Origin of the sequence: Streptomyces naganishii JCM 4654 (genome assembly GCF_014650575.1) — a bacterium.
Classification (GTDB): Bacteria; Actinomycetota; Actinomycetes; order Streptomycetales; family Streptomycetaceae; genus Streptomyces; species Streptomyces naganishii.
Genome location: NZ_BMVF01000003.1, coordinates 183,557 through 207,228, shown reverse-complemented (window position 1 = coordinate 207,228; position 23,672 = coordinate 183,557). Strand labels below are relative to the sequence as shown.

The window sequence follows — 23,672 nt, the reverse complement described above, 5'->3', positions numbered from 1 at the left end:
TGACGAGAGAAGGACGTGGTACGTCGTGAAGGGCTCTGATGCGTGACATGAACAACGAGGACACCGGACAGCGGGCGGCCGCCGAGGCGATCGAACGCGGCGGAAGCGGCGGAAGCGGCGGCCTGAGCGTCGCCGACCTGCTGGCCAGGGTGAGATCAGGGACGCCCCCCACAGCTTCGCCCGCCACGGCCCCGCCCGACACCGCCGCGCCGGCTCCCGTCCCACCCACTCCCGCTTCCGCCCCGGCGCGGACCGTGGAGGAAGTGGCCGCCGTCATCGCCACCGCCGCGGGAAGCCACCTGCCCGGCGGTCGTCTGGCGGTCGACGCCGACTTCTTCGACGCCGGGGGCACCTCCGTGCAGGCCGTGGAACTCGTCGCGGAACTGGAGGCCGAACTGGGCGTCGAGTTCGACCTGGACGAGGTGTTCGCCGACGCCCGCCCCGTCAGCCTGGCCCGGCGCCTGCTCGCCACGACCGCCCACGCGGACGGCCCGGTCGCCGCCCAGGGCGCCGGTCCAGTGACCGCCACCCCGCTCACGCCGGCCGCGGCCGCCCCCGCCGCCCCGGCGGCCGCCCGGCACCCCGCGCCCGCCGAGGAGCCGTACACCAGAGCCCGCCGGGAGGACCTCGACCAGATCCTCGCCGATCTCGCCCTCGCCGACCGGCTCCCCTTCACCGACGTGCCCGAACCGGTGCCGCCGCGCCGGATCCTGCTGACCGGCGCCACCGGATTCCTCGGCAGTCACATGCTGCTCGACCTGCTGCGGCACAGCGACGCCCACGTGTACTGCCTGGTCCGCGCCGCCGACGAGGAGGCGGCCGCCGCACGGCTCGGCGAGGCGCTGAAGGGCTACCGGCTGCCGTGGTCGGCGGAGGTGCGCCGCCGGGTGACCGTGCTGCCCGGCGACATCCGGCGGCCGCGGCTCGGCCTGTCCGAGGAGCGGTGGCAGACGCTGGCCCGGGAACTGGACAGCGTCGTGGGCGTCGCGGCCGCCGTGGACTTCCTGCGCGGCTACCACTCCCTGCGGTCGGGCAACGTCCTCGGCGCCCTGACCCTCGCCGAACTCGCCGCCACCGGACGGCCCAAGCCGCTGCACCACATCTCCTCGATCGCCGTCTTCAACCAGGTCGGGATCACCGCCATGGGCGAGGACGACCCGCTCGCCCACGCCGACCGGCTGATCTCCGGCTACGACCAGTCGAAGTGGGCCGCCGAGGTCGCCCTGCGCCGCGCCCGCGACCACGGCCTGCTGGTCACCGCGCTGCGCCCGGGCGGCATCGGCGGCCACACCAGGACCGGCGCCTACAACCCGCAGGACCTCAGCAGCGGCCTCATATCGGCCTTCGGCCGCTTCCGCACGGTGCCCGCCTTCCACTACCTGAACGCGGCCCCGGTCGACTGGGTCAGCCGCGTCGCGGTCGCCGCGATCTGCGAACCCGACGCCTGGGGCTACGACTACAACCTCACCGGCGTCCCCAACACCCTCGACGACGTGGTGCGCGACATGGCGCTCGGCGGGATGCACGTCCGCGTCCAGGACTGGGACGAGTGGCGCACCGGCGCCCTGGCCCGCCTGGAGGCCGAACCGGTGCCCGAACTCGCCTTCCTCAGCCGGGTGTTGAGCAGCCCCACCGCGCTCAAGCTGTGCGAGGCCACGCTGAAGGGCCCCGCGGCCGGCGGCGAGCGCACCGCCGCACTCGTCGACGCCCTCGGCCTGCCGCCCGCCGCACGCTACGACGCCCGGGCGCAGCTCAGGACGTTCGAGCGGCTGGCCGAGGACGGCCTGGCCCGGCTGCCGCACAAGGACGACCAGCCCTACCTGTGGTTCGCCGAGACCACCGAGGGCCACGTGGGCCCGGTCGGCGCCGCCGCCGACACGCCCTGCTCCATGGCGCTCACCCTGTCCATCGCGAGCATGTACCAGCTGGTCAAGGAACGCCGGGTGGACGTGACCGGCGAGGTGAGCTGCGCGGCCGTGCACCCCCGGCCCCTGACCGTGGAACGCGGCGACATCTGGGTCCGCCCCGACGAGGGCATCCCGCAGCGCCACGGCACGACCCACCAACTCCTGCGCTACCGGCTGCGGTTGCGCGACGCGGACGGCGGCCTGTGGTGGCTGGAGGGCCGCAAGCACGCCCGCGCCCGCCGGGACGTGTGGCGGCAGACGCGCGCGCTGACCGTGGAGATCGGCCGGCAGGGCGAGGCGGCCCGCCTCATCGGCGAGGTCGTCGTCCCCGCGGACACCTACGTCCGCGACCAGATCGACGGCATCCGGGTCGACCCGCGCCTGACCGCCCGGGAGAAGCGGGCGGCGAAGCTGACCTGGCTCGCCTGGTTCGGCATGGAGATGGGCCGCGGCCTGCTCGGCCCCTTCGCCCGGGCCGCCGCCGACCTCCTCGACCTGCGCCGCACCCCGACCCTCACGGAGCAGCACCGATGATGTTCAGGACCACGAACACGCGCCCGGCCCGGCCCGCGCTGCGCAGGGTCAGGACCGCCGCGGCCCCGCGCCCCCTGCGCCACCGCCTCGACCCGGCGTCCGTGGAGGAGATCCCCCTGCGGGCCGGCGACGGGGTCCGGCTCGGCCTGACCCGCGTCGGCGCCCGCGGGACGGACCGGCCCGCGGTGCTGCTCCTGCACGGGCACACCGCCTCCGCCGACATGTTCCTGCTGCCCGAGACCCGCAACCTCGTCGACGCGCTGCTCGACGGCGGCTACGAGCCCTGGCTCCTCGACTGGCGGGGCAGCTGCCGGCTGCCGTACAACGAGACCGGCGGCCGCTACACCTACGACGACGTGGCGCTGTACGACATCCCCGCCGCCGTGTCGTACATCCGCGAACGCATCGGCGGCCGGCCGCTGTTCGTGGTCGCCCACTGCATCGGCTCGCTCACCCTCTCCCTGAGCATGACCGCGGGACTGGTGCCGGGCCTGGCCGGCGTGGTCTCCCAGGGCGTGTTCCTCACGCCCAAGCTCGCCGGGCGCACCTCGCTGCGCATGTCGGTGGCCGGGGAGCTGCTGCGCGGCCGGATCGACCACATCCCCGTCGACTTCCGCCGGGTGGGCCTGTGGTCGAAGTACACCCCGCTGTTCGCGCTCGCCTCACGTGGGGCCCACTGTCCGGACCCCACCTGCCAGATCCTGCACAACTCCGCCTGGGGATCGGGTGCTTCGCTCTTCCGCCACGAGAACCTCGCCGCCGCCACCCACGACCGGCTCGCCGAGCTGCTCGGTCCCGCGCCGCTGTGGATCGTGCCGCACCTGCGCCGCATCGAGCTGGCGCGCAGCGTGGTCCGCTGGCACGACACCGACCACCGCTACCGGGTGCTGCCGCCCAACGCCCTCGACGCGGCCGACCGCATCGACACGCCCGTCCTGCTGATCGCGGGCAGCGACAACGGGCTGTGGCTGGACTCGCAGAAGCTCTGCCACGAGGTGCTGGCACACCGGCAGCCGCAGCTGGACGTGACGTACACAGAGATCCCCGGCTACGGGCACCTGGACACGTTCATCGGACGGGGGGCCGCCCTGGACGTGTTCGGTCACATCCTCGACTTCCTGGACGAACGGCGGTGACGCGGACCCGGACCACCGCTACCGTACTCGCCAGTAACTCGATCGCACTCCCGGAGGTGCCCCATGCCGCAGCTCGAGGTCGACGGCGCGCTGCTGACGTACGACGACGAGGGCCCGCGCGACGGTGACGGCGTGCCCCTGGTGTTCGTGCACGGCTGGACGGCCGACCGGCACCGCTGGGACCACCAGCTGGATCACTTCTCCGCCGGCCGCCGGGTCGTCCGGCTCGACCTGCGCGGGCACGGTGAGAGCGGCGGGGCCGGGTCGCGCACCATCGAGGCGGCGGCGGCGGACGTCGTCGCGCTCCTGGACCATCTGAAGATCGAGCGGTGCGCGCTCGTCGGGCACTCGATGGGCGGGATGATCGCCCAGACCATCGCGCTCGCCCATCCCGAACGGGTCGAGCGCCTGGCGCTGGTCGGCTCCATCAGCCGCATGACCTACAGCCGGGGCAGGGGGCTGCTGATGGCGGCGTCCACCCTCGTCCCGTTCAAGCTGTTCGTCGCCGCCAACATCCAGCGCGCGTTCGCCCCCGGTCACCCGCGCGAGGACATCCGCCGCCACATCCGGGCCTCGGCCGCCACCCCGCGCGAGGTCGTCATGACGTGCTACTCGGCGATGCGCGCCTTCGACGTCCTGGACCGGCTCGGCGAGATCCGCGTGCCGGTCCTGCTGGTGCACGGCTACCACGACATCCAGCTGCCCGTGCGGCAGATGCTGCGGATGGCCAAGGCGTACCCCGACGCGGAGGTCCGCGTCATCGACGCCGGGCACGAGATCCCGCTGGAGAAGCCGGCCGAACTGACGGCGGCGCTCGACCGGTTCCTCACCGCCCGCGGCTGAGACACGCCGGGGCGCGCGGGCGCGCCGGCTGGGCCCTCGTGGGCCCGGCCGCACGCCCGCGTCAGCCGGTGGTCAGCACCATCCGGAAGCGGGCCGCGCCGGAGAGCATCTTCCGGTACGCCTCGCCGGCCTGCTCGAGCGGCACCGTCTCGGTCATCGGGCGGATCCCGTGCAGGACGCTGAACTCCATGGTGTCCCGCACGTCCTGCGAGGTGCCCGACGGATGGCCGCGGACCACCTTGCCCTTCATGAGCAGCTGGACCGGGCTGATCCCCATGGGCTCCGGCGCCGCCCCGATCACCACCAGCTCGCCCCGGGGCGTCAGCCCGTCCACGGTCGCCGTGATGGCCTGCGAACTGCCCGCCGTGGCCAGCACCGCCTTCGCGCCGCCGAGCGCCCCCAGCGCCTCCGCGACGGGCGTGCCGGCCGTGCTGTCGACGTAGTGGTGCGCGCCGAGCTGCTTGGCGAGGTTCGCCTTGTCGGCCCCGCGCGCGATGGCCACCGTCTCGAAGCCCATGGCCACCGCGTACTGCACGCCCAAGTGCCCGAGCCCGCCGATGCCGAGCACGGCGACCAGGTCGCCGGGGCGCGCGGAGCTGCGCCGCAGCCCGTTGAACACGGTGACGCCCGCGCACGCCATCGGACCCGCGTCGCTCGCCGCGAGGGCGTCGGGGATCCGGGCCAGCGCGTCCACCGGCACGACGGTCCGCTCGGCGAAGCCGCCGTCGTAGGCCCAGCCGGGAACCTTCAGGTAGTCGCACACGATGAAGTCGCCCCGGCGGCACGGCTCGCAGTGACCGCAGCTGCCCCCGAACCAGCCCACCGCCACCCGGTCGCCCACCTGCCAGCCCTTGTCGCCGGCGCCCTCGCCGAGCTTCTCGATCCGCCCGGCGATCTCGTGCCCGGGCACCACCGGGAACCGTACGCCGGGCACCGCGGCGTCCACGAACAGGACGTCGCTGTGGCAGATCCCGCAGGCCTCCACCGCGATCCGCACCTGGCCGGGACCGGGCTCGGGCACCTCACGCTCGGCGATCTCGAACCGGCCGCCGGCGGCGGCCACCTGCGCGACTCTGTACGTACTGGTCATCTGTCTCTCCCGCGGCGGCTGCTACGACGTCCCCCGCACCCCAGCACACCAGTTCACCGCCGATCCCGCGCGCCGAGCGGCCGCCGCCAGGGGCGGCCCGCGCGCCGCCGCGCCCGCTCTCACCACGGCACGGGCGTGCCGTCCCAGGAGAAGAAGCCGCCGGTCGGGCCGTCGTCGGGCAGCAGCGCCAGACGTACGGCACCCTCCGCGCCCTCCGCGGGGTCCCCGCCGAGGGCCGCGGCCCGGGGCGTGAGATCCGTGGCCCGCGCGCCGGGGGCGAGCGCGTTGACCTTGAAGCCCTCCCCGTCCAGCGTCAGCGCGTACAGGACGGTGAGCGCGTTCAGGGCGGCCTTGGACGAGCGGTACGCGGCCGCCCCGCCGGCGCCGGTCAGGAACTGCGGGTTGGGTCCTGTGCTCCAGGCCAGCGAGGCGGTGCCGCTGGAGACGTTGACGATCCGGGGCCGCGCGGACCGGCGCAGCGCCGGCAGGAAGGCGTTGGTCACGGCCACCACCCCGAACACGTTGGTCTCGAAGGTCTCCCGGAACTCCGCCACGCCCGACGCCTGAGGCGGGTCGAGGCTGACCGAGATGCCGGCGTTGTTGACGAGGACGTCCAGACGGTCCACCCGCGCCGCCGCCGCGGCGACGCTCCGCGGGTCGGTCACGTCCAGGTCCAGCGCAAGCGCGCCGTCCCCGATCTCCGCCACGGCCCGCCGGCCCCGCTCCGCGTCCCGCGAGCCCACGTACACGGTGAAACCCCCGGCGGCGAGCAGCCGGGCGATGTGCTTGCCGATGCCCTTGTTGGCACCGGTGACCAGTGCTGTGCGATCGTTCATGACACCCACCGTCCCCCGCCCGGTCCCCGCGTGCCAGGGACAGGCTGTACCAGGGAGGCAGCATGGCGAGGCAGGAACTGGCCCGCTTTCTGCGGGAACGCCGTGAGGCCCTCGGGCCCGAGGAGTCAGGCTTCCCCAGGGGCGCGATCCGCCGGGTGCCGGGCCTGCGGCGCGAGGAGGTGGCCGAGCTGGCGCACATCTCGGTCGATTACTACACACGGCTCGAACAGGCGCGCGGCCCCCGGCCCTCCGACCGCGTCCTCGAAGGTCTCGCGCAGGCGATGCGGCTCGCCCCGGCCGAGCGCAGCCACCTGTTCCGGCTGGCCGGATCGGCGGTGCCGCCCGGCGCGGGCGCGGTGCGCCGGGTGCGCCCGCACGTGGCCCGGATGCTGCGCCGCCTGCCGGGAACCGCCGCGATCGTCACCGACGCGGGCTACGGCGTCGTCGCCTGGAACCCGCTCGCCCGGCGCCTGCTCGGCGGCGACCTCGGCACCGGCGCCGCCAACCTGGCCCGCCGCCGCTTCCTCGGCACGGGCGGCCGGATGTACGGCAGTTCGGGCGCCGAGGAGTTCGGGCACGTGGTGGTGGCTCGGCTGCGGCGGGCCGTCGACCGCTACCCGCACGACGCCGCCCTCGCCGCGCTGCTGGCCGAACTGCGAGCCGGCAGCGAGGAGTTCCGGCAGATCTGGGAGACGCGGCCGGTCCACGCCCCCGGTCACCGCACCAAGGTCCTGGACCACCCCACCGTGGGAACCCTCCGGCTGAACTGCGACGTGCTGCTCGTGCCCGAGGACGACCAGGAGGTCGTCCTGATCACGGCCGACCCCGGCTCGCCCTCCGCGCGGGCCCTCGAGGAACTGTCCGCGGGCCGGCCCTGACCGGCGCCCGCGGCCCTCAGCGCAGGTTCACCCAGGCGCGCCCGGCGGCGGAGCGGGCCATGGCGTCCAGCGCCACCGCCGAGGCCACGGCGTCCTCCAGGGTCGCGCCGTGCGGGGCGCCCTCCGCGATGGAGCGCAGGAAGTGCCAGGCCTCGACGACCTTGAGGTCGTCGTAGCCCATGGCGTTGGCCGAGCCCGGCTGGAAGGCGCCGTACTCGCCGTGGCCGGGGCCCACGTACACGGTGGCGACGGGCTGGTCCTGATAGGCGGTGCCGCGGCTGACGCCGAGCTCTCCCATGCGGCGGAAGTCCCAGAACAGGGCGCCCCTGGTGCCGTGGATCTCGAAGCCGTAGTTGTTCTGCTCGCCGACGGCGACCCGGCTGGCCTCCAGGACACCGCGCGCGCCGGAGGCGAAGCGCAGCAGGCAGCTGACGTAGTCGTCGTTCTCGACCGGGCCCAGGACCCCTCCGGCCGCGCGGGTGTGACCGGCGGTGGCGCCGGACGGGCGGGCCCGCTCGGGCACGAACACGGCGGTGTCGGCGGCCAGCGAGTCGATCTCGCCGAGCAGGTGGCGGGCGAGGTCGACCCCGTGCGAGGCGAGGTCGCCGAGGACTCCGCTGCCGCCGCGTTCGCGCTCGTAGCGCCAGGTCAGCGCGCCGTCCGGGTGGGCGGCGTAGTCGCTCAGCAGACGGATGCGGACGTGGGTGACCGTGCCGATCTCCTCGGCGGCGACCATCTCGCGGGCGGCGGCCACGGCGGGCGCGTTGCGGTAGTTGAAGCCGACCGTGCCGGCCACCCGCGCCTTGGCGGCCGCGTCCGCGACCGCGCGGGCGTCGTCGGCGGTCAGGCCCACCGGCTTCTCGATCCACAGGTGCTTGCCGGCCTCGGCCACGGCGACGCCGATCTCCCGGTGCAGGAAGTTGGGGGCGGTGACGCTGACCGCCTCGACGCGGGGATCGGCGACGACCTCCCGCCAGTCGCGGGCCGCGCTCTCGAAGCCGTAGCGCGCCGCCGCCTCCTCGGCGCGGCCGGGCACCTCGTCGGCGACCGCGACCAGGCGCGGGCGCAGGGGCAGCCGAGGGAAGTGGTGGAGCACCCTGGCGTACGCCTGGGCGTGCACCCGGCCCATCCAGCCGAACCCCACGACGGCGACGCCCAGCGTGTTCACCATGACAGCCCCTCCGCAGCCGGCCGGGCCGTACCCGGACCGATCGAGAACCTGCGGCTCACCCTGCGGGGTGCAGCCGGTCCATGTCAAGACATCCGGACAGCACCGGTGGGCGTCTCAGGGCTCGCGGTGCTCGTGCGCGGCCCGGTCCAGTTCGGCGGCCTCCTCCTCCGCCAGCCTCCGCTCGGCCTCCACGTCGATGGACCTGGTCAGCCACCAGTACAGGAGCGCGGAGACGGGCAGCCCGACGAACAGGGAGATGTCCGCGCCGCCCAGGGCGTGCGCAGCCGGGCCGACGAAGAGGGTGCCGACCGAGAAGAACGGCACCATGGCGGCGAAGCCGGCCAGGTAGGAGACGATGCCGTGCAGGCCCCAGCGCCCGTAGATGCCGTGCGGGTTGAAGATCTCGGCGATCGCGTAGTGCCCGCGCCGGACGACGTAGTAGTCCATGAGGTTCACCGCGGTCCACGGGATGAACAGGTACAGCACGAGCAGCAGGAAGTCGTTGAAGTTCTGCAGGAAGTGGGAGGTCGCGGCCAGCGCGCCGATCAGGGACAGCACCGCGGTCAGCCCGAGGGTCAGCAGCCGCACGCGGAGTGTGGGCCGCACCCGCCGGAAGGAGTCGATGCCGCTGATCAGCGTCAGCGAGCCGCCGTACATGTTCAGCGCGGTGACGGAGACCAGGCCGAGGGCCGCGAAGAGCAGCACCACCGCGCCGAATCCGGTGAACACGGTGTCGCCGGCCGCCTCGATCGAGCGGATCGTGTCGAAGCCCTTGCCCGCCCAGGCGGCCAGCAGCGTGCCGAGCACCATGAGCCAGATGCCGCCGAGCGCGGAGCCGAAGTAGGTCCAGTAGAAAGTCTTGCGGACGGTCACGCCGGGCGGCAGGTAGCGCGAGTAGTCCGAGACGTAGATCGCCCAGCTGATCTGGTAGCCGGCGACGACGCCGAACTGGGCCAGGAACGGCGTCAGCTTGAAGGCGCCGAGGTCGAACGAGCCCGCCGGGTAGTGCAGGTTGACCAGCACGGCCACGGTGAAGATCCCGAAGACGACCAGGAAGGTGTACGTCAGGATCCGCTCGGCCTTGTGGATGATGTCGTACCCGACGAGCGCGACGACCAGGGCGACGGCGGTGACCACGATCACCCACAGCTTGACGCCGCCGTGCAGGGTGGTGTGCAGGGCCTCGCCGGCGAGGATGGTGTTGAAGACGTTGAAGCCCGCGTACTGCACATAGGCGAACAGCCACACCAGCAGGGCGCCCACATAGCCGAACTGGGGCCGGGACTGGATCATCTGCGGCAGCCCCAGCTGCGGGCCCTGGGCCGAGTGGAACGCCATGAAGAAGGTGCCGATGACGGTGCCCGCCACGATGGCCAGCAGCGACCAGACGAGGTTGCCGCCCTCGGTGATGCTGATCAGACCCACGGCCAGGGTGGCGATCTGGGCGTTGGACATGAACCACAGGGGCCCGAGGTGCCAGAGCTTGCCGTGACGCTCGTCCAGGGGCACGTAGTCGATGGACCGGATCTCCAGGCCCGTCACCCGCGGCTCGCCCGATGTGGTCACGGTGCCTCCCGGTGCGTTCGAGTGCAGATCACCCCTGGGGCAACATTCGCCCCCTGGCGGCCCGCGGTCAATCCGCGCGCCCGCACCCGCACCTGCGCACCCGCGCACCCACACATCCGCACCCGCACATGCGCACACCGGGACCGGCGCCCGCGGCGCCGGGCCGCTCAGCCCGCCGGCACCTCCGCCCAGCGGCTGGTGCCGCCCCGGTGGGTGAGGACGCCGCAGCGGGCCGAGAGCGCGGTGACGATGCCCAGGCCCCGGCCGTGCTCGTCGGGGTCGGGCGCGGACGAGGGACCGGCCGCGGTGGCCGCCCCCTGGTCGGTCACCTCGACCCGCACGGCACCGCGGCCCTGCGCGGGGACACGGCACAGGCGCAGGGTCGCCGGCGGCCGGGCGTGCACCAGCGCGTTGGTGACCAGCTCCGAGACCACCAGCAGTACGTCGTCGGCGGCCTCGGCCGACAGGTTCCAGCCGCTGAGAACCGCCCGTACGCGCCTGCGTACGGCGCTCACGCCCCCTGGGGCACGCGGCAGCACGATGCCGGTGGCGGCCTCCTCGCGGGGCACTGCGTCGAGCTGGGCTGCGGTCATGTGCCCTCCTTCTCCGGGCGGCGCTGCCGACCGGTGGCCGGGCGCGTCAGGCACGCTAGGCAACCAGCGCGCGGCGGTCAATGAACGGCGGTCGGCATTGCCGAACGCCAGTCCCGATCAGGGCAAATCGGGCTACGATCGCTCCATGGCCGGACCTGTCCAGTCCATCGAACGAGCGGCGGCGATCCTGCGCCTGCTCGCCGGCGGCCCGCGCAGACTGGGCCTCGGCGAAGTGGCGTCGTCCCTCGGTCTGGCCAAGGGAACCGCCCACGGCATCCTACGCACACTTCAGCACGTGGACTTCGTCGAGCAGGACGAGGCAACAGGAAAGTACCAGCTCGGGGCGGCCCTGCTGCACCTGGGCACCAGCTACCTCGACGTCAACGAGCTGCGCTCGCGCTCCATCAACTGGGCCGACGCGCTGGCCGCCCGCAGCGGCGAGGCCGTACGCCTCGGCACGCCCCTGGAGGGCCAGGTCCTCATCATCCACCACGTCTTCCGCCCGGACGACACCCTGCAGACCCTGGACGTGGGCGCGCTGCTGCCGCTGCACGCCTCCTCGCTCGGCAAGGTGCTCCTGGCCTTCGGGGCGGCCTCCCTCGACCCGCCGCCCGAGGACGGCCTGGCCGCCTACACCCGGCACACCCTGGTGGACCCCGAGGACATCGACCGGGCGCTGGCCGGGATCCGGGAGGTCGGCTGGGGTTCCGAGGTGCAGGAGATGAGCATGGGCGACGCGGGGATCGCCGCGCCGATCCGGGGCCACGGCGGTCTCGTGGTGGGCGCGATCGGGCTGTCCGGGCCCGTCGAGCGCATCTGCGACCCGCGCGGACGGCCGCTGCCCGCACTGACGGCCCTGCTCCGGGAGGCCGCCCGGGCGATCTCCCGGGATCTGGGAGCCGCCCGCTGGTAGGTCTCCAGGGCCCCCACCCGCGCGACGCATCGGAAGGCAGGCCGACATGGTGGAACGGTATGTGATGTCCATCGATCAGGGCACCACGTCCACACGATGCATCCTGTTCGACCACCGCGGACGGCTGAACGCCGTCGCCCAGCGCGAGCACCAGCAGCACTTCCCGCGCCCCGGCTGGGTCGAGCACGACGCGGTCGAGATCTGGCGCAACCTCCAGCGCATCGTCCCCGAGGCGCTGGCGGGCGCCGGAGTGGACCCCGCGCAGATCGCCGCCATCGGGATCGCCAACCAGCGCGAGACGACCGTGCTGTGGGACCGGCGCACCGGCGCCCCGCTCGGCCGGGCGATCGTCTGGCAGGACACCCGCACCGCACCGCTGGTCGACGAGCTGCGCGACCGGCCCGGCGACGAGTTCTTCCTCGACCGCTGCGGCCTGCCCCCCTCGACCTACTTCTCCGCCCCCCGCATCCGCTGGCTGTTCGACCACGTCGACGGCCTGGAGCAGCGCGCCCGGGACGGCGAGGTCCTGTTCGGCACCATGGAGAGCTGGCTGATCTGGAACCTCACCGGAGGCGCCGAGGGCGGACTGCACATCACCGACCCCACCAACGCCAGCCGCACCATGCTCGTCAACATCCGCACCCTGACCTGGGACCCGGAACTGATGGACTTCTTCGGGGTGCCCAGGGAGATGCTCCCGGAGATCCGCTCCTCCGCCGAGAGCTACGGCGAGGCCCGCGCCCTGCTCCCCGGCGTGCACATCACCGCGGCACTCGGCGACCAGCAGGCGGCCCTCTTCGGGCAGACCTGCTTCTCGCCCGGTGAGGCCAAGTGCACCTACGGCACGGGCAGCTTCCTGCTGATGAACACCGGCACCGAACTGGTCCGCTCCCGCAACGGGCTGCTCACCACCGTCGCGTACAAGATCGCAGGCCAGCCCACGGTGTACGCGCTGGAGGGCCCGATGGCCGTCACCGGCTCACTGGTCCAGTGGTTCCGCGACCGGCTCGGCATGATCAGCACCGCGCCGGAGATCGAGACGCTGGCGCGCACGGTGGAGGACAACGGCGGCTGCTACATCGTGCCGGCCTTCTCCGGCCTCTTCGCCCCGCACTGGCGCAGCGACGCCCGGGGCGTGGTGGTCGGCCTGACCTCGTACATCACCAAGGGCCATCTGGCCAGGGCGGTGCTGGAGGCGACCGCCTGGCAGACCCGGGAGGTCGTGGACGCGGTCAACGCCGACTCCGGGCTCGCCCTGAAGCAGCTCAAGGTGGACGGCGGCATGACCTCGGACAACCTGCTCATGCAGATGCTCGCCGACGTGCTCGACGTGCCCGTCGTACGCCCCCTGGTGGCCGAGACGGTCTCGCTGGGCGCCGCCTACGCGGCCGGACTGGCCGCGGGCTACTGGCCGGACATGGAGGTACTGCGCCGCAACTGGCACCGCGCCGCCCAGTGGCTGCCGGACATGGACCCCGAGCGGCGGGAGTGGGAGTACGAGTCCTGGCAGCGGGCCGTGCAGCGCTCGCTGGGCTGGATCCGGTCGCCCGGGGGAGCCGGCTGAGAGCCTCGCGGCCGCCTCAGTCCCCGGGGCCGGCGTGCCCGGCCTCCGCCTTGACCAGCAGCGACAGCAGGGACGCCACGGTCAGTCCGGCCTCGGCGGGATGGCGCAGCACCTTGCTCGGATCGATGCGGTAGATGTTGCCGCGCCCCTCCCGGGTGTGGGAGAGATAGCCGTCGCGCTCCAGGTCCGTGATGATCTTCTGGACGGCGCGCTCGGTGAGCCGGCAGTGGGCGGCGATGTCACGGATACGGGCGTTGTTGTCGTCGGCGATCGCGGCCAGCACCCGGGCGTGGTTCGTCATGAACGTCCATCCGGTGTGCGGCTCGGGCACTTCTACCATGCCCCAAGACTAGGGCCCATGTTTCATGTATGCAAAAGCATGAACAAGTTTTCCGGTATAACTTGACGTGTGCCATACACGGGAGTGAGCCTGATGCGGGAAGACGGGCACGCACGGGCGGGAGAGGCGGTCATGCCGGTGATCGAAAGCCGTCCCGCCGGCGACCGGGTGGTCGTGGCGGTGCGTGGCGAGCTGGACCTCGATGCCGGCCAGGCGTTCCAGCGCGCCCTGCGGCAGGCCCTCGCGTGCTCGGCCCGGGGCGTCGACGTGGACCTCGGGGCGGTCGCGTTCTGCGACTGCTCGGCCCTCAACATCCTCATCAGCCTGCGCCGGCGCGCGCTCACCCAGGGCAAGAGCGTCGTCATCACCGCCGCCACCCCGGTGGCCGAGCGGCTGCTCGCCCTCACGGGCACGGGCCCGCTGTTCTCGGCCGGCGCGGCAGCGGACACGGACGCCGGCGCCAGGCCGGAGTGAATCGGCGAATCGCCTCCGGAGTCGTGGTTACCCAGTCCCCACGGGGTTCGGAAGTGAGCCCCGGTGGGCTCTCCGCGTCGCGTATCGCGGAGAGCCCGCCGCCGTGCACTCGGGTGGTTGCGCCGCCGGTGATCGGGTACGCGAGCAGGAACGTGCCCGCGACGAGCACCGTCCGGGCGGCCGCACGACTGCCGCTACCAGGGAATCAGCCATGGAGACACCCGCGAACGACAACGCCGCGACGCCCGCGCAGCACGCGCTGGACGTCCTCGCCCGGAACGCCGAGGACGCGGTCGCACTGGACACGCTCGCCGGCAGCGACGTCCTGATCCCCGTGCCCGACGACGTGAGCGAGGAGGACGCCACCAATCCCTCGGCCGTCGCCCTGCCGGTCCTGGAACAGCCGGGCGGGGTGCCGGTGGTGCCCGTGTTCACCTCGGAGCTGGAGATGTCGGAGCTGCTGCCCTTCGTCTCCCGCTACCGGCTGGTGCCGCTCGGCGCGCTGGCCTCCCAGTGGCCCGCCGACGACCTGTCGCTCACCATCGACGCCAGCTCGCCGCACGGCCTGACGCTGACCTCCGAGGGCGTACGGACGCTCCTGGCCCGGCCGGAGGGCTGAGCCGGGGGACGCCCCGGACGGACCGGACTAACCGTTCAGCGTGCGGGCCAGCGCCGCGCGCTGGAGCGGGAGCACCTCGGCGTGCAGCGCGCGGCCCCTGGCGGTCAGGGACACCCACACCCCGCGCCGGTCCTCCGCGCACACCGACCGCTCGACCAGGCCCTCCTTCTCCAGGCGGCCGATCAGGCGGGACAGCGCGCTCTGGCTGAGGTGCACCCGGCCGACGAGGTTCTGCACCCGGCAGTGCTCGCCCGCGTCGGGGCCCTCGGAGGCCAGGATGTCGAGCACCTCGAAGTCGCTCGCGCCCAGCCCGTGCGGGTGCAGGGCGCGGTCGATCTCGCACATCGTCCGCGCGTGCACCGACAGGATGTCCCGCCACTGCTCCTCGAGCCGGGGCCCGGCCGCGTTCGCTCCCATACACCGCATGTTAATGCGCGTGCATCCAGACGCGCCGACGCCCACCGGGCGACCCGCCCTGGAGCGGTTCGCGGATCAACCCTTGATCAACCCTGGATCAGCCCGATCAGGTTGCCGTCCGCGTCCTTGACCGAGGCGATGAGCCGGCCGCCGCCGACGTCCTGCACGTCCTGGAGGATCTCCGCACCCGCCGACACCAGGGCCGTCAGGCGTGTCCGGATGTCCTCCACGTGCCAGTACGGGACCGGGCCGGTCATGCCCTTGGCGTGCCCGTTCGGGTCGAGGCCGACGTCCTGGCCGGCGTCCTTGAAGCCGACGTAGTACGGCTCGTCCGCGTACGGCTCGGTCTCCAGCAGCGTCCTGAACAGGGCCTTGGCCCGGTCGAGGTCCTTGACGGGGTAGATGACGGTCTTCAGGCCTTCGGTCATGGCGCGCTCCTCATGGTGGTGGCCGGTCCGCCGGCGCGTGCTGTGCTGCGCCGGTGGTCCCACGCTAGGCCGCGAACGCGCCGCACCGCTTCTCCGATCCTGACCGGTCGTACCGGACAAGACCCGGGAGTGCCGTACACGCCGGGTGCGCGCGCGGGACAGTGGGAAGGGTCAGGACGAGGCGGCTTGGAGGACAGGAGGCGGCGATGCCCGAGGCGCCCGCCGGCCGGACACGTCTGGCCATCCTGGAGTGGCTGAAGAATCCCCCGGCTCGCCCACGCCGGCCCTGGTACGGGCGTCCGCCGGCGGACGGCGCGACCGCGCGGGCCGTGGCCGCCGGCCTCGGCATTCCCCGCCGGGCCGCCGAGTCCCACCTGGAACTGCTGGCCGCTCTGGGCCTGCTGCGCACCCGGCGCGTCCGGCGCCGCACGCACTACCGCCGTGACGAGTTCCGTATCGCCGAGGTGGCGCGGATGTTCGAGAAAGGCTGGTGACGGGGCTGTCGCGGGGGGACCGGCCTGCGAGGATGAGGCGTCTTGTGACGACGTCGAAGGGCAGGCACCCATGGACCGTCCCACCGCTCTCGTCCCGCTCGCCTACGTGGGCGTCGGCGGTCGTGGCCCCGAGGACGTCGTCGCCGACGACCGCGGCCGCGTGTTCACCGGCGTCGAGGACGGCCGGATCCTGCGCCTGGACGGCCTGACGGAGCAGCCCGTGGGCGCCGCCGCGCGGGTCTCGGTGCTCGCGGAGACCGGCGGCAGGCCGCTGGGCCTGGAACTCCTGCCGGACGGCGACCTGTTGGTGTGCGACGCCGAACGCGGTCTGCTGCGCGTCGATCCGGACGGCGGGACCGTCCACGTGCTCGCCGACGCGGTGGCGGGGGAGCGGCTGCGGTTCTGCAGCAACGTCGTCGCCCTGTCGGACGGCACCGTCTACTTCACCGTCTCCAGCCGCCGCTACCCGCTCGGCCAGTGGATCGGCGACATCGTCGAACACACCGGAACGGGACGGCTGTTGCGCCTAGCGCCGGGCAGCCGGACGCCCGAAGTGGTCCTCGACGGGCTCCAGTTCGCCAACGGCCTGGCGCCGAGCGCCGACGAGTCCTTCCTCGTGGTCGCGGAGACCGGCGCGCGCCGGCTCACCCGGTACTGGCTCGCCGGAGCGGGCGGCGGCCGGGCCGAGACCTTCGTGGCGGACCTGCCGGGCATGCCGGACAACATCTGGCGGGCGGGCAAGGACGGACCGGTGTGGGTCTCCCTGGCCGGTCCCCGCGTGCCCCCGCTGGACCTGCTGCACCGCTCCTCCCCGGCCGTGCGCGGGGCCGCCGCCCGCGTCGCCGTGCGCGCCCCGTACCGGCCGACCGGCGCGGCCGGCGTCCTCGCCGTGGACGACGAGGGCCGGATCACCCACCACCTCGCCCGCCGCCGCTCCGGCTACCGCATGGTCACCAGCGTCTGCGAGACCGGCGGCCACCTGGTCCTCGGCAGCCTCTGGGAACGGGGCGTCGCCCTCTGCGAGGCGCCGTCCCGCCCCTGACCCACCGTGTCCGAAGTGACCCCGGTGACCACCTGGGGCTACCCTGTTGGGCGGCCGCGGTCGTCCGCGGCGCGGCGGTGGGGCCCGCCGTACCCGAACCGCGGCACCGGCGCCGCCAACGGTCCCTACTTGCGAAGGCAGCGGCCCCGCGCACCCGGGGGCCCGGGCGAGTAGGAGACGTACGACCGATGACAGCCCCGGAAACCGAGAGCCTGCGCCTGCGCGCACCGGGCGCACGCCCGCGCCGCGCCTGGCGGGCCCAGGCGCCGGTGGTCGCGGTGGTGGCGCTCGGCGGCGCGCTCGGCGCGACCGCCCGCTACGCGGCCTCCCTGTGGTGGCCGACCCCGCCCGGCGGATTCCCGTGGGCGACCTTCTGGACCAACGTCCTCGGCTGCGCCGTCATCGGCGTCTTCATGGTGGTCGTCACCGACGTGTGGGCCGCCCACCGCCTGGTCCGCCCCTTCTTCGGCACCGGCGTGCTCGGCGGCTTCACCACCTTCTCCACCTATGCCGTGGACATCCAGAAGCTCGTCGACTCCGGCCACGCCCGCACCGGGCTGGCCTACCTCGCCGCGACCCTGTGCGCGGCGCTCGCGGCCGTGTGGCTCGCCGTGACGGCGGCCCGCCGCGTCCTGAAGTGGAGGCAGCGATGACCAGGCTCACCGGGAGCGCCCTGCGCGTGACCGTCTTCATCGGCGAGAACGACACCTGGCACCACAAGCCGCTCTACTCGGAGATCGTGCACCGGGCGCACACCGCCGGGCTCGCCGGCGCCAGCGTCTTCCGCGGCGTCGAGGGCTTCGGCGCCTCCTCCCTGATCCACACCTCCCGGCTGCTGTCGATGAGCGAGGACCTGCCGGTGGCCGTCGTGATCGTCGACACCGAGGAGCGGGTCCGGGCCTTCCTGCCGCAGCTCGACGAACTGGTCGCCGAGGGACTGGTGATCCTCGACGACTGCGAGGTCATCCGCTACGTGGGCCGGGGCGACGAACCCGGCGCCCCCGCCGCGAAGGGCAGGAGGCGGTCGTGAACTGGCTGCTGGTCGTCCTGGGCGCCGCCGTCGGCGCCCCCCTGCGCTACCTCACCGACCGCGCCGTGCAGTCCCGGCACGACTCGGTCTTCCCCTGGGGCACGTTCGTCGTCAACGTCACCGGCTGCCTGATCCTCGGCCTGCTGACCGGCGCCGTGGCCTCCGGCGCGGCCGGCCCGCACCTCCAACTGCTATTGGGCACCGGGCTGTGCGGCGCGCTGACGACGTACTCGACCTTCTCCTACGAGACGTTGAGGCTGACCGAGACCGGCGCCGGGCTCTACGCCGTGGGCAACGCGGCCGCGAGCGTGGTGGCGGGACTCGGCGCGGCGTTCGCCGGCGTGTGGCTTTCCGCCGCGTTCTGACGCCGTCCACCTCCGCTTCACCTCGGCGCGATAGGGCTGTGCACGACACTGTCGACCCCATCCGCAGAACTGGATCCCATGAGCGCCATCTCCGTCGGTCAGGCCGTCGTCCTAGGAGTAGTCGAGGGGGTGACAGAGTTCCTCCCCGTGTCCTCCACCGGCCACCTCAAGATCGCCGAGGGGCTCATGGACATCCCGGTCGACGACACCTCCGTCGTCGGTTTCTCCGCCGTCATCCAGGTCGGCGCCATCGCCGCCGTGCTCGTGTACTTCTTCAAGGACATCGTGCGGATCGTCTCCGCGTGGGTGCGCGGCCTCGCCCACCGCGAGGAGCGCTACCACCACGACTACAAGTTCGCCTGGTGGGTCATCTACGCGACGATCCCGATCGTCGTCGTCGGCCTGGCCGCCAAGCCCCTGATCGACGGGCCGCTCGGCTCGCTGTGGGTGGTCGCCGGTTCGCTGATCGCGGGCAGCGCCGTGATGTGGTGCGCGGACCAGATGGGCCGGCACAAGCGCGGCGAGGACGACACCTCGTTCAAGGACGCGATGCTGGTCGGCACCTCCCAGATCCTCGCCCTGCTCTTCCCCGGCTTCTCCCGCTCGGGCGCCACCATGTCGACCGCGCTGATCCTGGACCTCGACCGCGTCGCCGCCACCCGGCTCTCCTTCTTCCTCGGCATCCCGGCCCTGACCGGCGCCGGCATCTACGAGCTCAAGGACGCCCTCGGCGCGGGCGTGGGCGCCGCCCCGCTGGCCGTCGGCACGCTGGTGTCCTTCGTGGTGGCCTACGCCTCCATCGCCTGGCTGCTGAAGTTCGTCGCCAAGCACTCCTTCAACGCCTTCGTGCTCTACCGCATAGCGGTCGGCGTGCTGCTCTTCGCCCTGCTGGGCAGCGGCGTGCTCGACGCCTGAGCGACCCCGCGGCCCGGCCGCGCCCACGGGGTGTGAGGCCCGTACACGGCCTCACACGCCGTGGATGTTTTCTCACGACGCCCCTTGACAGTGCCGTCGCGCACCCCGGAGGATCGCCCCGTGAACCTGTCAGACAGCCAGACAGGTGGCTCGGCACCCCGGCGCGTCAGCGCGATGGAAGCGGTGCTCACCCACCTCCGCGGAGCCATCGAGCGCGGCGAGTACGCGATCGGCGACAAGCTGCCCTCCGAGGCGGAACTGTGCCGCACCCTGGAGGTCTCCCGGCCCGTGCTGCGCGAGGCGCTGCGCGCGCTGCAGACGATGGGCCTGACCGTGTCCCGCACCGGCAGGGGCACCTTCGTGGTCGCGAACGCGGTGGAGGACCCCACCTTCGGCGACTACGCGGCCAGCGACCTGCTGGAGGTGCGCCGCCACATCGAGATCCCGGTCGCCGGGTACGCGGCGCGGCGCCGCACCCCGGAGGACCTGGACCACCTCGTCCACCTGCTGGAGCGGATGGAGCGGGAGACCGACACGACCTCGTGGGTCGCGCTGGACACCCTGTTCCACCTCGCCGTCGCGCAGGCCGCGCAGAACCCGGTGTTCCGCCGGGTGATCGAGGAGATCCGCGACGCGCTGGCCCGCCAGTCGGCCTTCCTCAACGAACTGGGCGGCCGCCGCGAGCAGTCCAACCGCGAGCACCGGGCGATCGTCGAGGCGCTGACCGACGGCAGCGAGCCGGACGCCGTCGAGGCCATGTCCCACCACCTCGACCGCGTCGAGAACACCCTCACCGACATCGTGCGCCGCGCGCACGACTCCACCGGCGACGGAGCCGAGCGTCGAGCGAACAGCACCTGAAAGGGCGTCACGCGTCCCGAACGCCGTCACACCGTCACGCCGACGCGGCCACCGTGCCGTGCCCGCCGCTGACCGCCGGGCGCTCGTCGCGGGCTGGTTCGCCGCCCGCCGCCGCATCGCCCGCACCCCCGCCGGCGCGTGACCCCCGCGCCGGCCGGCCACACCACCACCTCACCGATGAAGACGAACCAGGCAGTGATGCACAGCAGTCCCCCCGCCCAGGCACCCCCCGTCCGCGAACCCCTCCACGCCCCCGTCGCCCACGTGATCCGTGGCGCGGTGATCGAGGGCGTCCACTACGGCTCCGTCGTCGTCCTCGGCGCCGACGGGCACGTCGGCCTCCGGCTCGGCGACATCGAGGCCGCGTTCTTCCCGCGCTCCGCGCTCAAGCCCCTCCAGGCCGTGGCCATGGTCCGGGCCGGGCTCCCGCTGGACGGCGGCCTGCTCTCCCTCGCCGCCGCCAGCCACTCCGGCGAGGAACGCCACCTCGCCGGGACCCGGCGGATCCTGGAACTCGCCGGACTCACCGAGGACGACCTGCGCAACGTCCCCGACCTGCCCTACGACCCCGCCGTACGGGACGCCTGGGTGCGCGAGGGCCGCATGCCCTCCCGGCTCGCCCAGAACTGCTCCGGCAAGCACGCGGCCATGCTCCACACCTGCCGCCTCAACGGCTGGTCCCTCGAGGACTACCTCGACCCGGCCCACCCCCTCCAGCAGGTGATCGCCGGGACCGTCGAGGACCTGACCGGGCAGCGCGTCGCCCACGTCACCGTCGACGGCTGCGGCGCGCCCCTGTTCGCCGTCTCCCTGCACGGCCTCGCCCGCGCCGCCGCCCGCCTCACCACCGCCGCGCCCGGCAGCCCCGAGGCGCGGGTGGCCGGCGCGATGCGCGAGCACGCCGAGATGGCCTCCGGCTCCGGCCGGGACGTGGCCGCGCTGATGCGGGCCGTGCCCGGGCTGCTCGCCAAGGACGGCTTCGAGGGCGTGCAGACGGCCGCCCTGCCCGACGGCCGGGCCGTTGCCGTGAAGATCGCCGACGGCGCGAACCGGGCCCGGATCCCGGTCGCCGCGGCCGCCCTGGCCCGGGCGGGCGTCGACCCCGCCCTGCTCGCCGGGTTCGCGGGCGAGACGCTGCTCGGCGGCGGCGAGCCGGTCGGACGGGTACGCCCGGTCCGCGCCCTGGCCCCGGCCCAGCTCACCGCCCGCGCCTGAGCGCGCACCGCCCACCCCCTTCCCGTACCGCGAAAGAGGCCGCACCCTCATGACCGCCGCCACCCGGAGCGAGCACGACCTGCTCGGCGACCGCGACGTCCCCGCCGACGCGTACTGGGGTGTCCACACCCTGCGCGCCACGGAGAACTTCCCCATCACCGGCACCCCGATCTCCGCCTGCCCGCACCTGGTCGACGCCCTCGCCGCCGTCAAGGAGGCCGCCGCCCTCGCCAACGAGGAACTCGGACTGCTGGCGCCAGAGAAGGCCGCCGCCGTCGTCGCGGCCTGCCGTGAGATCCGCGCCGGGAAGCTGCACGACCAGTTCGTCGTGGACGTGATCCAGGGCGGCGCCGGCACCTCGACCAACATGAACGCCAACGAGGTCGTCGCCAACCGTGCGCTGGAACTGCTCGGCCATGCCAAGGGCGAGTACCGCTTCCTGCACCCCAACGAGGACGTCAACCTCGGACAGTCCACCAACGACGTGTACCCGACCGCCGTCAAGATCGCGACGATCTTCGCGGTGCGTGGACTGCTCGACGCGATGTCCGTACTGCAGGACTCCTTCGCCGGCAAGGCCGTCGAGTTCCGCGATGTGCTCAAGATGGGCCGTACACAGTTGCAGGACGCGGTGCCGATGACGCTCGGTCAAGAGTTCTCGACATACGCCGTCATGATGGACGAGGACCGTCATCGTCTTGACGAGGCCGTCCAGTTGATCCATGAGATCAACCTCGGGGCCACCGCCATCGGCACCAGCCTCAACGCCCCTGCCGGATACGCCGAGTCGGCCCGCCGCCACCTCGCCACCGTCACCGGACTGCCGCTGGTCACCGCCGCCGACCTGGTCGAAGCCACCCAGGACTGCGGTGCGTTCGTCCAGTTGTCCGGCGTGCTCAAGCGGATCGCGGTCAAGCTCTCCAAGTGCTGCAACGACCTGCGACTGCTGTCCTCCGGACCCCGCGCGGGCCTCGGGGAGATCAACCTGCCGCCCGTGCAGGCGGGATCGTCCATCATGCCCGGCAAGGTCAACCCGGTCATCCCCGAGGTGGTCAACCAGGTCGCCTTCGAGGTGATCGGCAACGACGTCACCATCACCATGGCCGCCGAGGCGGGACAGCTCCAGCTCAACGCCTTCGAACCGGTCATCCTGCGCTCCCTCTCGCAGAGCATCGCCCACCTGCGCAGCGCCTGCCTGACCCTGGCCGGACGCTGCGTCGACGGCATCACCGCCAACACCGAGCGGCTGCGCGCCACCGTCGAGAACTCCATCGGCCTGGTCACCGCCCTCAACCCGCACATCGGCTACACGGCCGCCACCGGCATCGCCAAGGAGGCCCTCGCCACCGGCCGGGGCGTCGCCGAACTCGTCGTGGAGAAGGGCCTGCTGCCCGCCGACCGGCTGGCCGGCCTGCTGCGCCCGGAAGTCCTCGCGGGCAGCGGCACGCCCCGCGCCTGATCCGCACCACGCGCGCCCGCACCGGCCCGGAGGCATGATGGTGATCATGACGTCGTCGAGAACCTTCCAGCCGATCCTGGAACGCATCGCGGAGGAGATCGAGCGGACCCCCGGCCGCGGGCGGCCCGCCGACTACATCCCGGCGCTGGCCGCCCGCGATCCGCGCGCCTTCGGCATGGCCGTCGCCGAACTGGACGGCACGGTCTACGGGGTGGGGGACTGGCGGGAGCCCTTCTCCGCCCAGTCCGTCACCAAGGTCTTCACCCTCGCCCTCGACCTCGCCCGCGAGGGAGACGAACTGTGGGAGCACGTGGGCCGCGAGCCCTCCGGCAACCCGTTCAACTCCCTGGTCCAGCTGGAGTACGAGAACGGCATCCCGCGCAACCCGTTCATCAACGCCGGCGCCCTCGTCGTCACCGACCGCCTCCAGACCCGTACCGGGGACGCGGCCGGCGAACTGCTGCGGTTCCTGCGCGCCGAGAGCGGCAATCCGGACCTGGACTTCGACCAGGAGGTCGCCGCCTCCGAGACCGCGCACGGCGACCGCAACGCCGCCCTCGCCCACTTCATGGCGGCCTACGGCAACATCGACAACCCGGTGCCGGTGCTGCTGGACCAGTACTTCCGCCAGTGCTCCATCGCGGCCTCCTGCGCCGACCTCGCCCTGGCCACCGCCTTCCTCGCCCGGCACGGCATACGGGCCGACGGCACCCGGCTGCTCAGCCGCAGCCAGGCCAAGCAGGTCAACGCGATCATGCTGACCTGCGGGACGTACGACGCGGCCGGCGACTTCGCCTACCGCGTCGGGCTGCCCGGCAAGAGCGGCGTGGGCGGCGGGATCGTGGCGGTCGTGCCGGGCCGGTGCGCGCTGTGCGTGTGGAGCCCGGGCCTGGACGAGCGCGGCAACTCGGTGGCGGGCGTGGCGGCCCTGGACCGCTTCACTACGCTGACGGGCCTTTCGGTGTTCTGAGCCCCGGTGGGC

At 73.2% G+C, this 23,672-nt stretch carries 26 protein-coding genes; 18 read left to right on the top strand and 8 right to left on the bottom strand.

Annotated elements, in window-relative coordinates:
• Window positions 1-47: 47 nt before the first annotated feature.
• From IE217_RS06395 to IE217_RS06385, 3 genes are all read left to right on the top strand, one after another.
• Window positions 48-2,441, top strand: a complete 2,394-nt coding sequence (locus tag IE217_RS06395; protein WP_229865064.1) for a thioester reductase domain-containing protein — start codon at window positions 48-50, stop codon at window positions 2,439-2,441.
• Entirely contained in the window at window positions 2,438-3,577 is a 1,140-nt protein-coding gene (locus IE217_RS06390; RefSeq protein WP_190176730.1) for an alpha/beta hydrolase, read from the top strand. The genes IE217_RS06395 and IE217_RS06390 overlap by 4 nt, the downstream gene beginning before the upstream one ends.
• A gap of 63 nt (window positions 3,578-3,640) precedes the next feature.
• Window positions 3,641-4,420: an alpha/beta fold hydrolase gene (locus tag IE217_RS06385; protein ID WP_190176729.1), complete on the top strand. Its 780-nt coding sequence runs from the start codon at window positions 3,641-3,643 to the stop codon at window positions 4,418-4,420.
• A 61-nt stretch (window positions 4,421-4,481) separates the two neighbouring features.
• Here the strand turns inward: IE217_RS06385 and IE217_RS06380 are convergent, their stop codons facing one another.
• Window positions 4,482-5,510, bottom strand: a complete 1,029-nt coding sequence (locus IE217_RS06380; RefSeq protein WP_190176728.1) for an alcohol dehydrogenase — start codon at window positions 5,508-5,510, stop codon at window positions 4,482-4,484.
• 119 nt (window positions 5,511-5,629) lie between these two features.
• Window positions 5,630-6,346, bottom strand: a complete 717-nt coding sequence (locus tag IE217_RS06375) for an SDR family oxidoreductase (protein WP_190176727.1) — start codon at window positions 6,344-6,346, stop codon at window positions 5,630-5,632.
• A gap of 62 nt (window positions 6,347-6,408) precedes the next feature.
• On the opposite strand from IE217_RS06375, the gene IE217_RS06370 reads away from it, so the two are divergent.
• Entirely contained in the window at window positions 6,409-7,224 is an 816-nt protein-coding gene (locus tag IE217_RS06370) for a helix-turn-helix transcriptional regulator (RefSeq protein WP_190176726.1), read from the top strand.
• A 16-nt stretch (window positions 7,225-7,240) separates the two neighbouring features.
• On the opposite strand, the gene IE217_RS06365 is transcribed toward IE217_RS06370, so the two are convergent.
• The 3 genes from IE217_RS06365 to IE217_RS06355 form a co-directional block, all read right to left on the bottom strand.
• Complete coding sequence (locus IE217_RS06365; protein WP_190176725.1) at window positions 7,241-8,395, bottom strand: Gfo/Idh/MocA family protein; 1,155 nt, start codon at window positions 8,393-8,395, stop codon at window positions 7,241-7,243.
• A gap of 114 nt (window positions 8,396-8,509) precedes the next feature.
• A complete protein-coding gene (locus tag IE217_RS06360; protein ID WP_229865063.1) occupies window positions 8,510-9,961 on the bottom strand; it encodes a purine-cytosine permease family protein in 1,452 nt (483 codons plus the stop codon).
• 167 nt (window positions 9,962-10,128) lie between these two features.
• The gene (locus IE217_RS06355; protein ID WP_190176724.1) at window positions 10,129-10,554 is read right to left on the bottom strand and encodes an ATP-binding protein; all 426 of its coding nucleotides are present in this window, start codon (window positions 10,552-10,554) and stop codon (window positions 10,129-10,131) included.
• Window positions 10,555-10,699: 145 nt separating this feature from the next.
• Between IE217_RS06355 and IE217_RS06350 the strand changes: the two genes are divergently transcribed.
• Together IE217_RS06350 and glpK are read left to right on the top strand one after the other, a co-directional pair.
• The gene (locus tag IE217_RS06350; RefSeq protein ID WP_190176723.1) at window positions 10,700-11,467 is read left to right on the top strand and encodes an IclR family transcriptional regulator; all 768 of its coding nucleotides are present in this window, start codon (window positions 10,700-10,702) and stop codon (window positions 11,465-11,467) included.
• A 46-nt stretch (window positions 11,468-11,513) separates the two neighbouring features.
• Entirely contained in the window at window positions 11,514-13,031 is a 1,518-nt protein-coding gene (gene glpK, locus IE217_RS06345) for a glycerol kinase GlpK (protein ID WP_190176722.1), read from the top strand.
• 16 nt (window positions 13,032-13,047) lie between these two features.
• Here glpK and IE217_RS06340 read toward each other — a convergent pair whose 3' ends face one another.
• The gene (locus IE217_RS06340) at window positions 13,048-13,371 is read right to left on the bottom strand and encodes a helix-turn-helix transcriptional regulator (protein ID WP_190176721.1); all 324 of its coding nucleotides are present in this window, start codon (window positions 13,369-13,371) and stop codon (window positions 13,048-13,050) included.
• A gap of 132 nt (window positions 13,372-13,503) precedes the next feature.
• Here IE217_RS06340 and IE217_RS06335 point away from each other — a divergent pair, with 132 nt between their 5' ends.
• A complete protein-coding gene (locus IE217_RS06335) occupies window positions 13,504-13,845 on the top strand; it encodes an STAS domain-containing protein (protein WP_229865061.1) in 342 nt (113 codons plus the stop codon).
• A gap of 211 nt (window positions 13,846-14,056) precedes the next feature.
• Window positions 14,057-14,464: an SseB family protein gene (locus IE217_RS06330; protein WP_190176720.1), complete on the top strand. Its 408-nt coding sequence runs from the start codon at window positions 14,057-14,059 to the stop codon at window positions 14,462-14,464.
• Window positions 14,465-14,491: 27 nt separating this feature from the next.
• On the opposite strand, the gene IE217_RS06325 is transcribed toward IE217_RS06330, so the two are convergent.
• A complete protein-coding gene (locus IE217_RS06325; protein WP_190176719.1) occupies window positions 14,492-14,881 on the bottom strand; it encodes a MarR family winged helix-turn-helix transcriptional regulator in 390 nt (129 codons plus the stop codon).
• A gap of 86 nt (window positions 14,882-14,967) precedes the next feature.
• Window positions 14,968-15,309 carry a VOC family protein gene (locus IE217_RS06320; RefSeq protein ID WP_190176718.1) on the bottom strand — a complete coding sequence of 114 codons (342 nt, stop codon included), beginning with the start codon at window positions 15,307-15,309 and terminating at the stop codon, window positions 14,968-14,970.
• Between the two features lie 206 nt (window positions 15,310-15,515).
• On the opposite strand from IE217_RS06320, the gene IE217_RS06315 reads away from it, so the two are divergent.
• The 10 genes from IE217_RS06315 (at window position 15,516) to IE217_RS06270 (ending at window position 23,660) form a co-directional block, all read left to right on the top strand.
• Window positions 15,516-15,803 (top strand): helix-turn-helix domain-containing protein, encoded by a 288-nt coding sequence (locus IE217_RS06315; protein ID WP_190176717.1) that lies wholly within the window; start codon window positions 15,516-15,518, stop codon window positions 15,801-15,803.
• 70 nt (window positions 15,804-15,873) lie between these two features.
• Window positions 15,874-16,845 carry an SMP-30/gluconolactonase/LRE family protein gene (locus IE217_RS06310; protein ID WP_190176716.1) on the top strand — a complete coding sequence of 324 codons (972 nt, stop codon included), beginning with the start codon at window positions 15,874-15,876 and terminating at the stop codon, window positions 16,843-16,845.
• Window positions 16,846-17,033: 188 nt separating this feature from the next.
• A complete protein-coding gene (crcB, locus tag IE217_RS06305) occupies window positions 17,034-17,498 on the top strand; it encodes a fluoride efflux transporter CrcB (protein ID WP_190176715.1) in 465 nt (154 codons plus the stop codon).
• Window positions 17,495-17,875: a DUF190 domain-containing protein gene (locus IE217_RS06300; protein WP_190176714.1), complete on the top strand. Its 381-nt coding sequence runs from the start codon at window positions 17,495-17,497 to the stop codon at window positions 17,873-17,875. The genes crcB (IE217_RS06305) and IE217_RS06300 overlap by 4 nt, the downstream gene beginning before the upstream one ends.
• Window positions 17,872-18,240: a fluoride efflux transporter CrcB gene (crcB, locus tag IE217_RS06295; protein WP_190176713.1), complete on the top strand. Its 369-nt coding sequence runs from the start codon at window positions 17,872-17,874 to the stop codon at window positions 18,238-18,240. Before IE217_RS06300 ends, crcB (IE217_RS06295) begins: the two co-directional genes overlap by 4 nt.
• Before the next feature lie 78 nt (window positions 18,241-18,318).
• Window positions 18,319-19,155, top strand: a complete 837-nt coding sequence (locus IE217_RS06290) for an undecaprenyl-diphosphate phosphatase (RefSeq protein ID WP_190176712.1) — start codon at window positions 18,319-18,321, stop codon at window positions 19,153-19,155.
• 174 nt (window positions 19,156-19,329) lie between these two features.
• Window positions 19,330-20,016 carry a FadR/GntR family transcriptional regulator gene (locus IE217_RS06285; RefSeq protein WP_190177016.1) on the top strand — a complete coding sequence of 229 codons (687 nt, stop codon included), beginning with the start codon at window positions 19,330-19,332 and terminating at the stop codon, window positions 20,014-20,016.
• A 198-nt stretch (window positions 20,017-20,214) separates the two neighbouring features.
• The gene (locus IE217_RS06280; protein ID WP_190177015.1) at window positions 20,215-21,231 is read left to right on the top strand and encodes an asparaginase; all 1,017 of its coding nucleotides are present in this window, start codon (window positions 20,215-20,217) and stop codon (window positions 21,229-21,231) included.
• Window positions 21,232-21,280: 49 nt separating this feature from the next.
• Entirely contained in the window at window positions 21,281-22,690 is a 1,410-nt protein-coding gene (gene aspA, locus IE217_RS06275; protein WP_190176711.1) for an aspartate ammonia-lyase, read from the top strand.
• A gap of 37 nt (window positions 22,691-22,727) precedes the next feature.
• Window positions 22,728-23,660 carry a glutaminase gene (locus IE217_RS06270; RefSeq protein ID WP_190177014.1) on the top strand — a complete coding sequence of 311 codons (933 nt, stop codon included), beginning with the start codon at window positions 22,728-22,730 and terminating at the stop codon, window positions 23,658-23,660.
• Window positions 23,661-23,672: the final 12 nt, after the last annotated feature.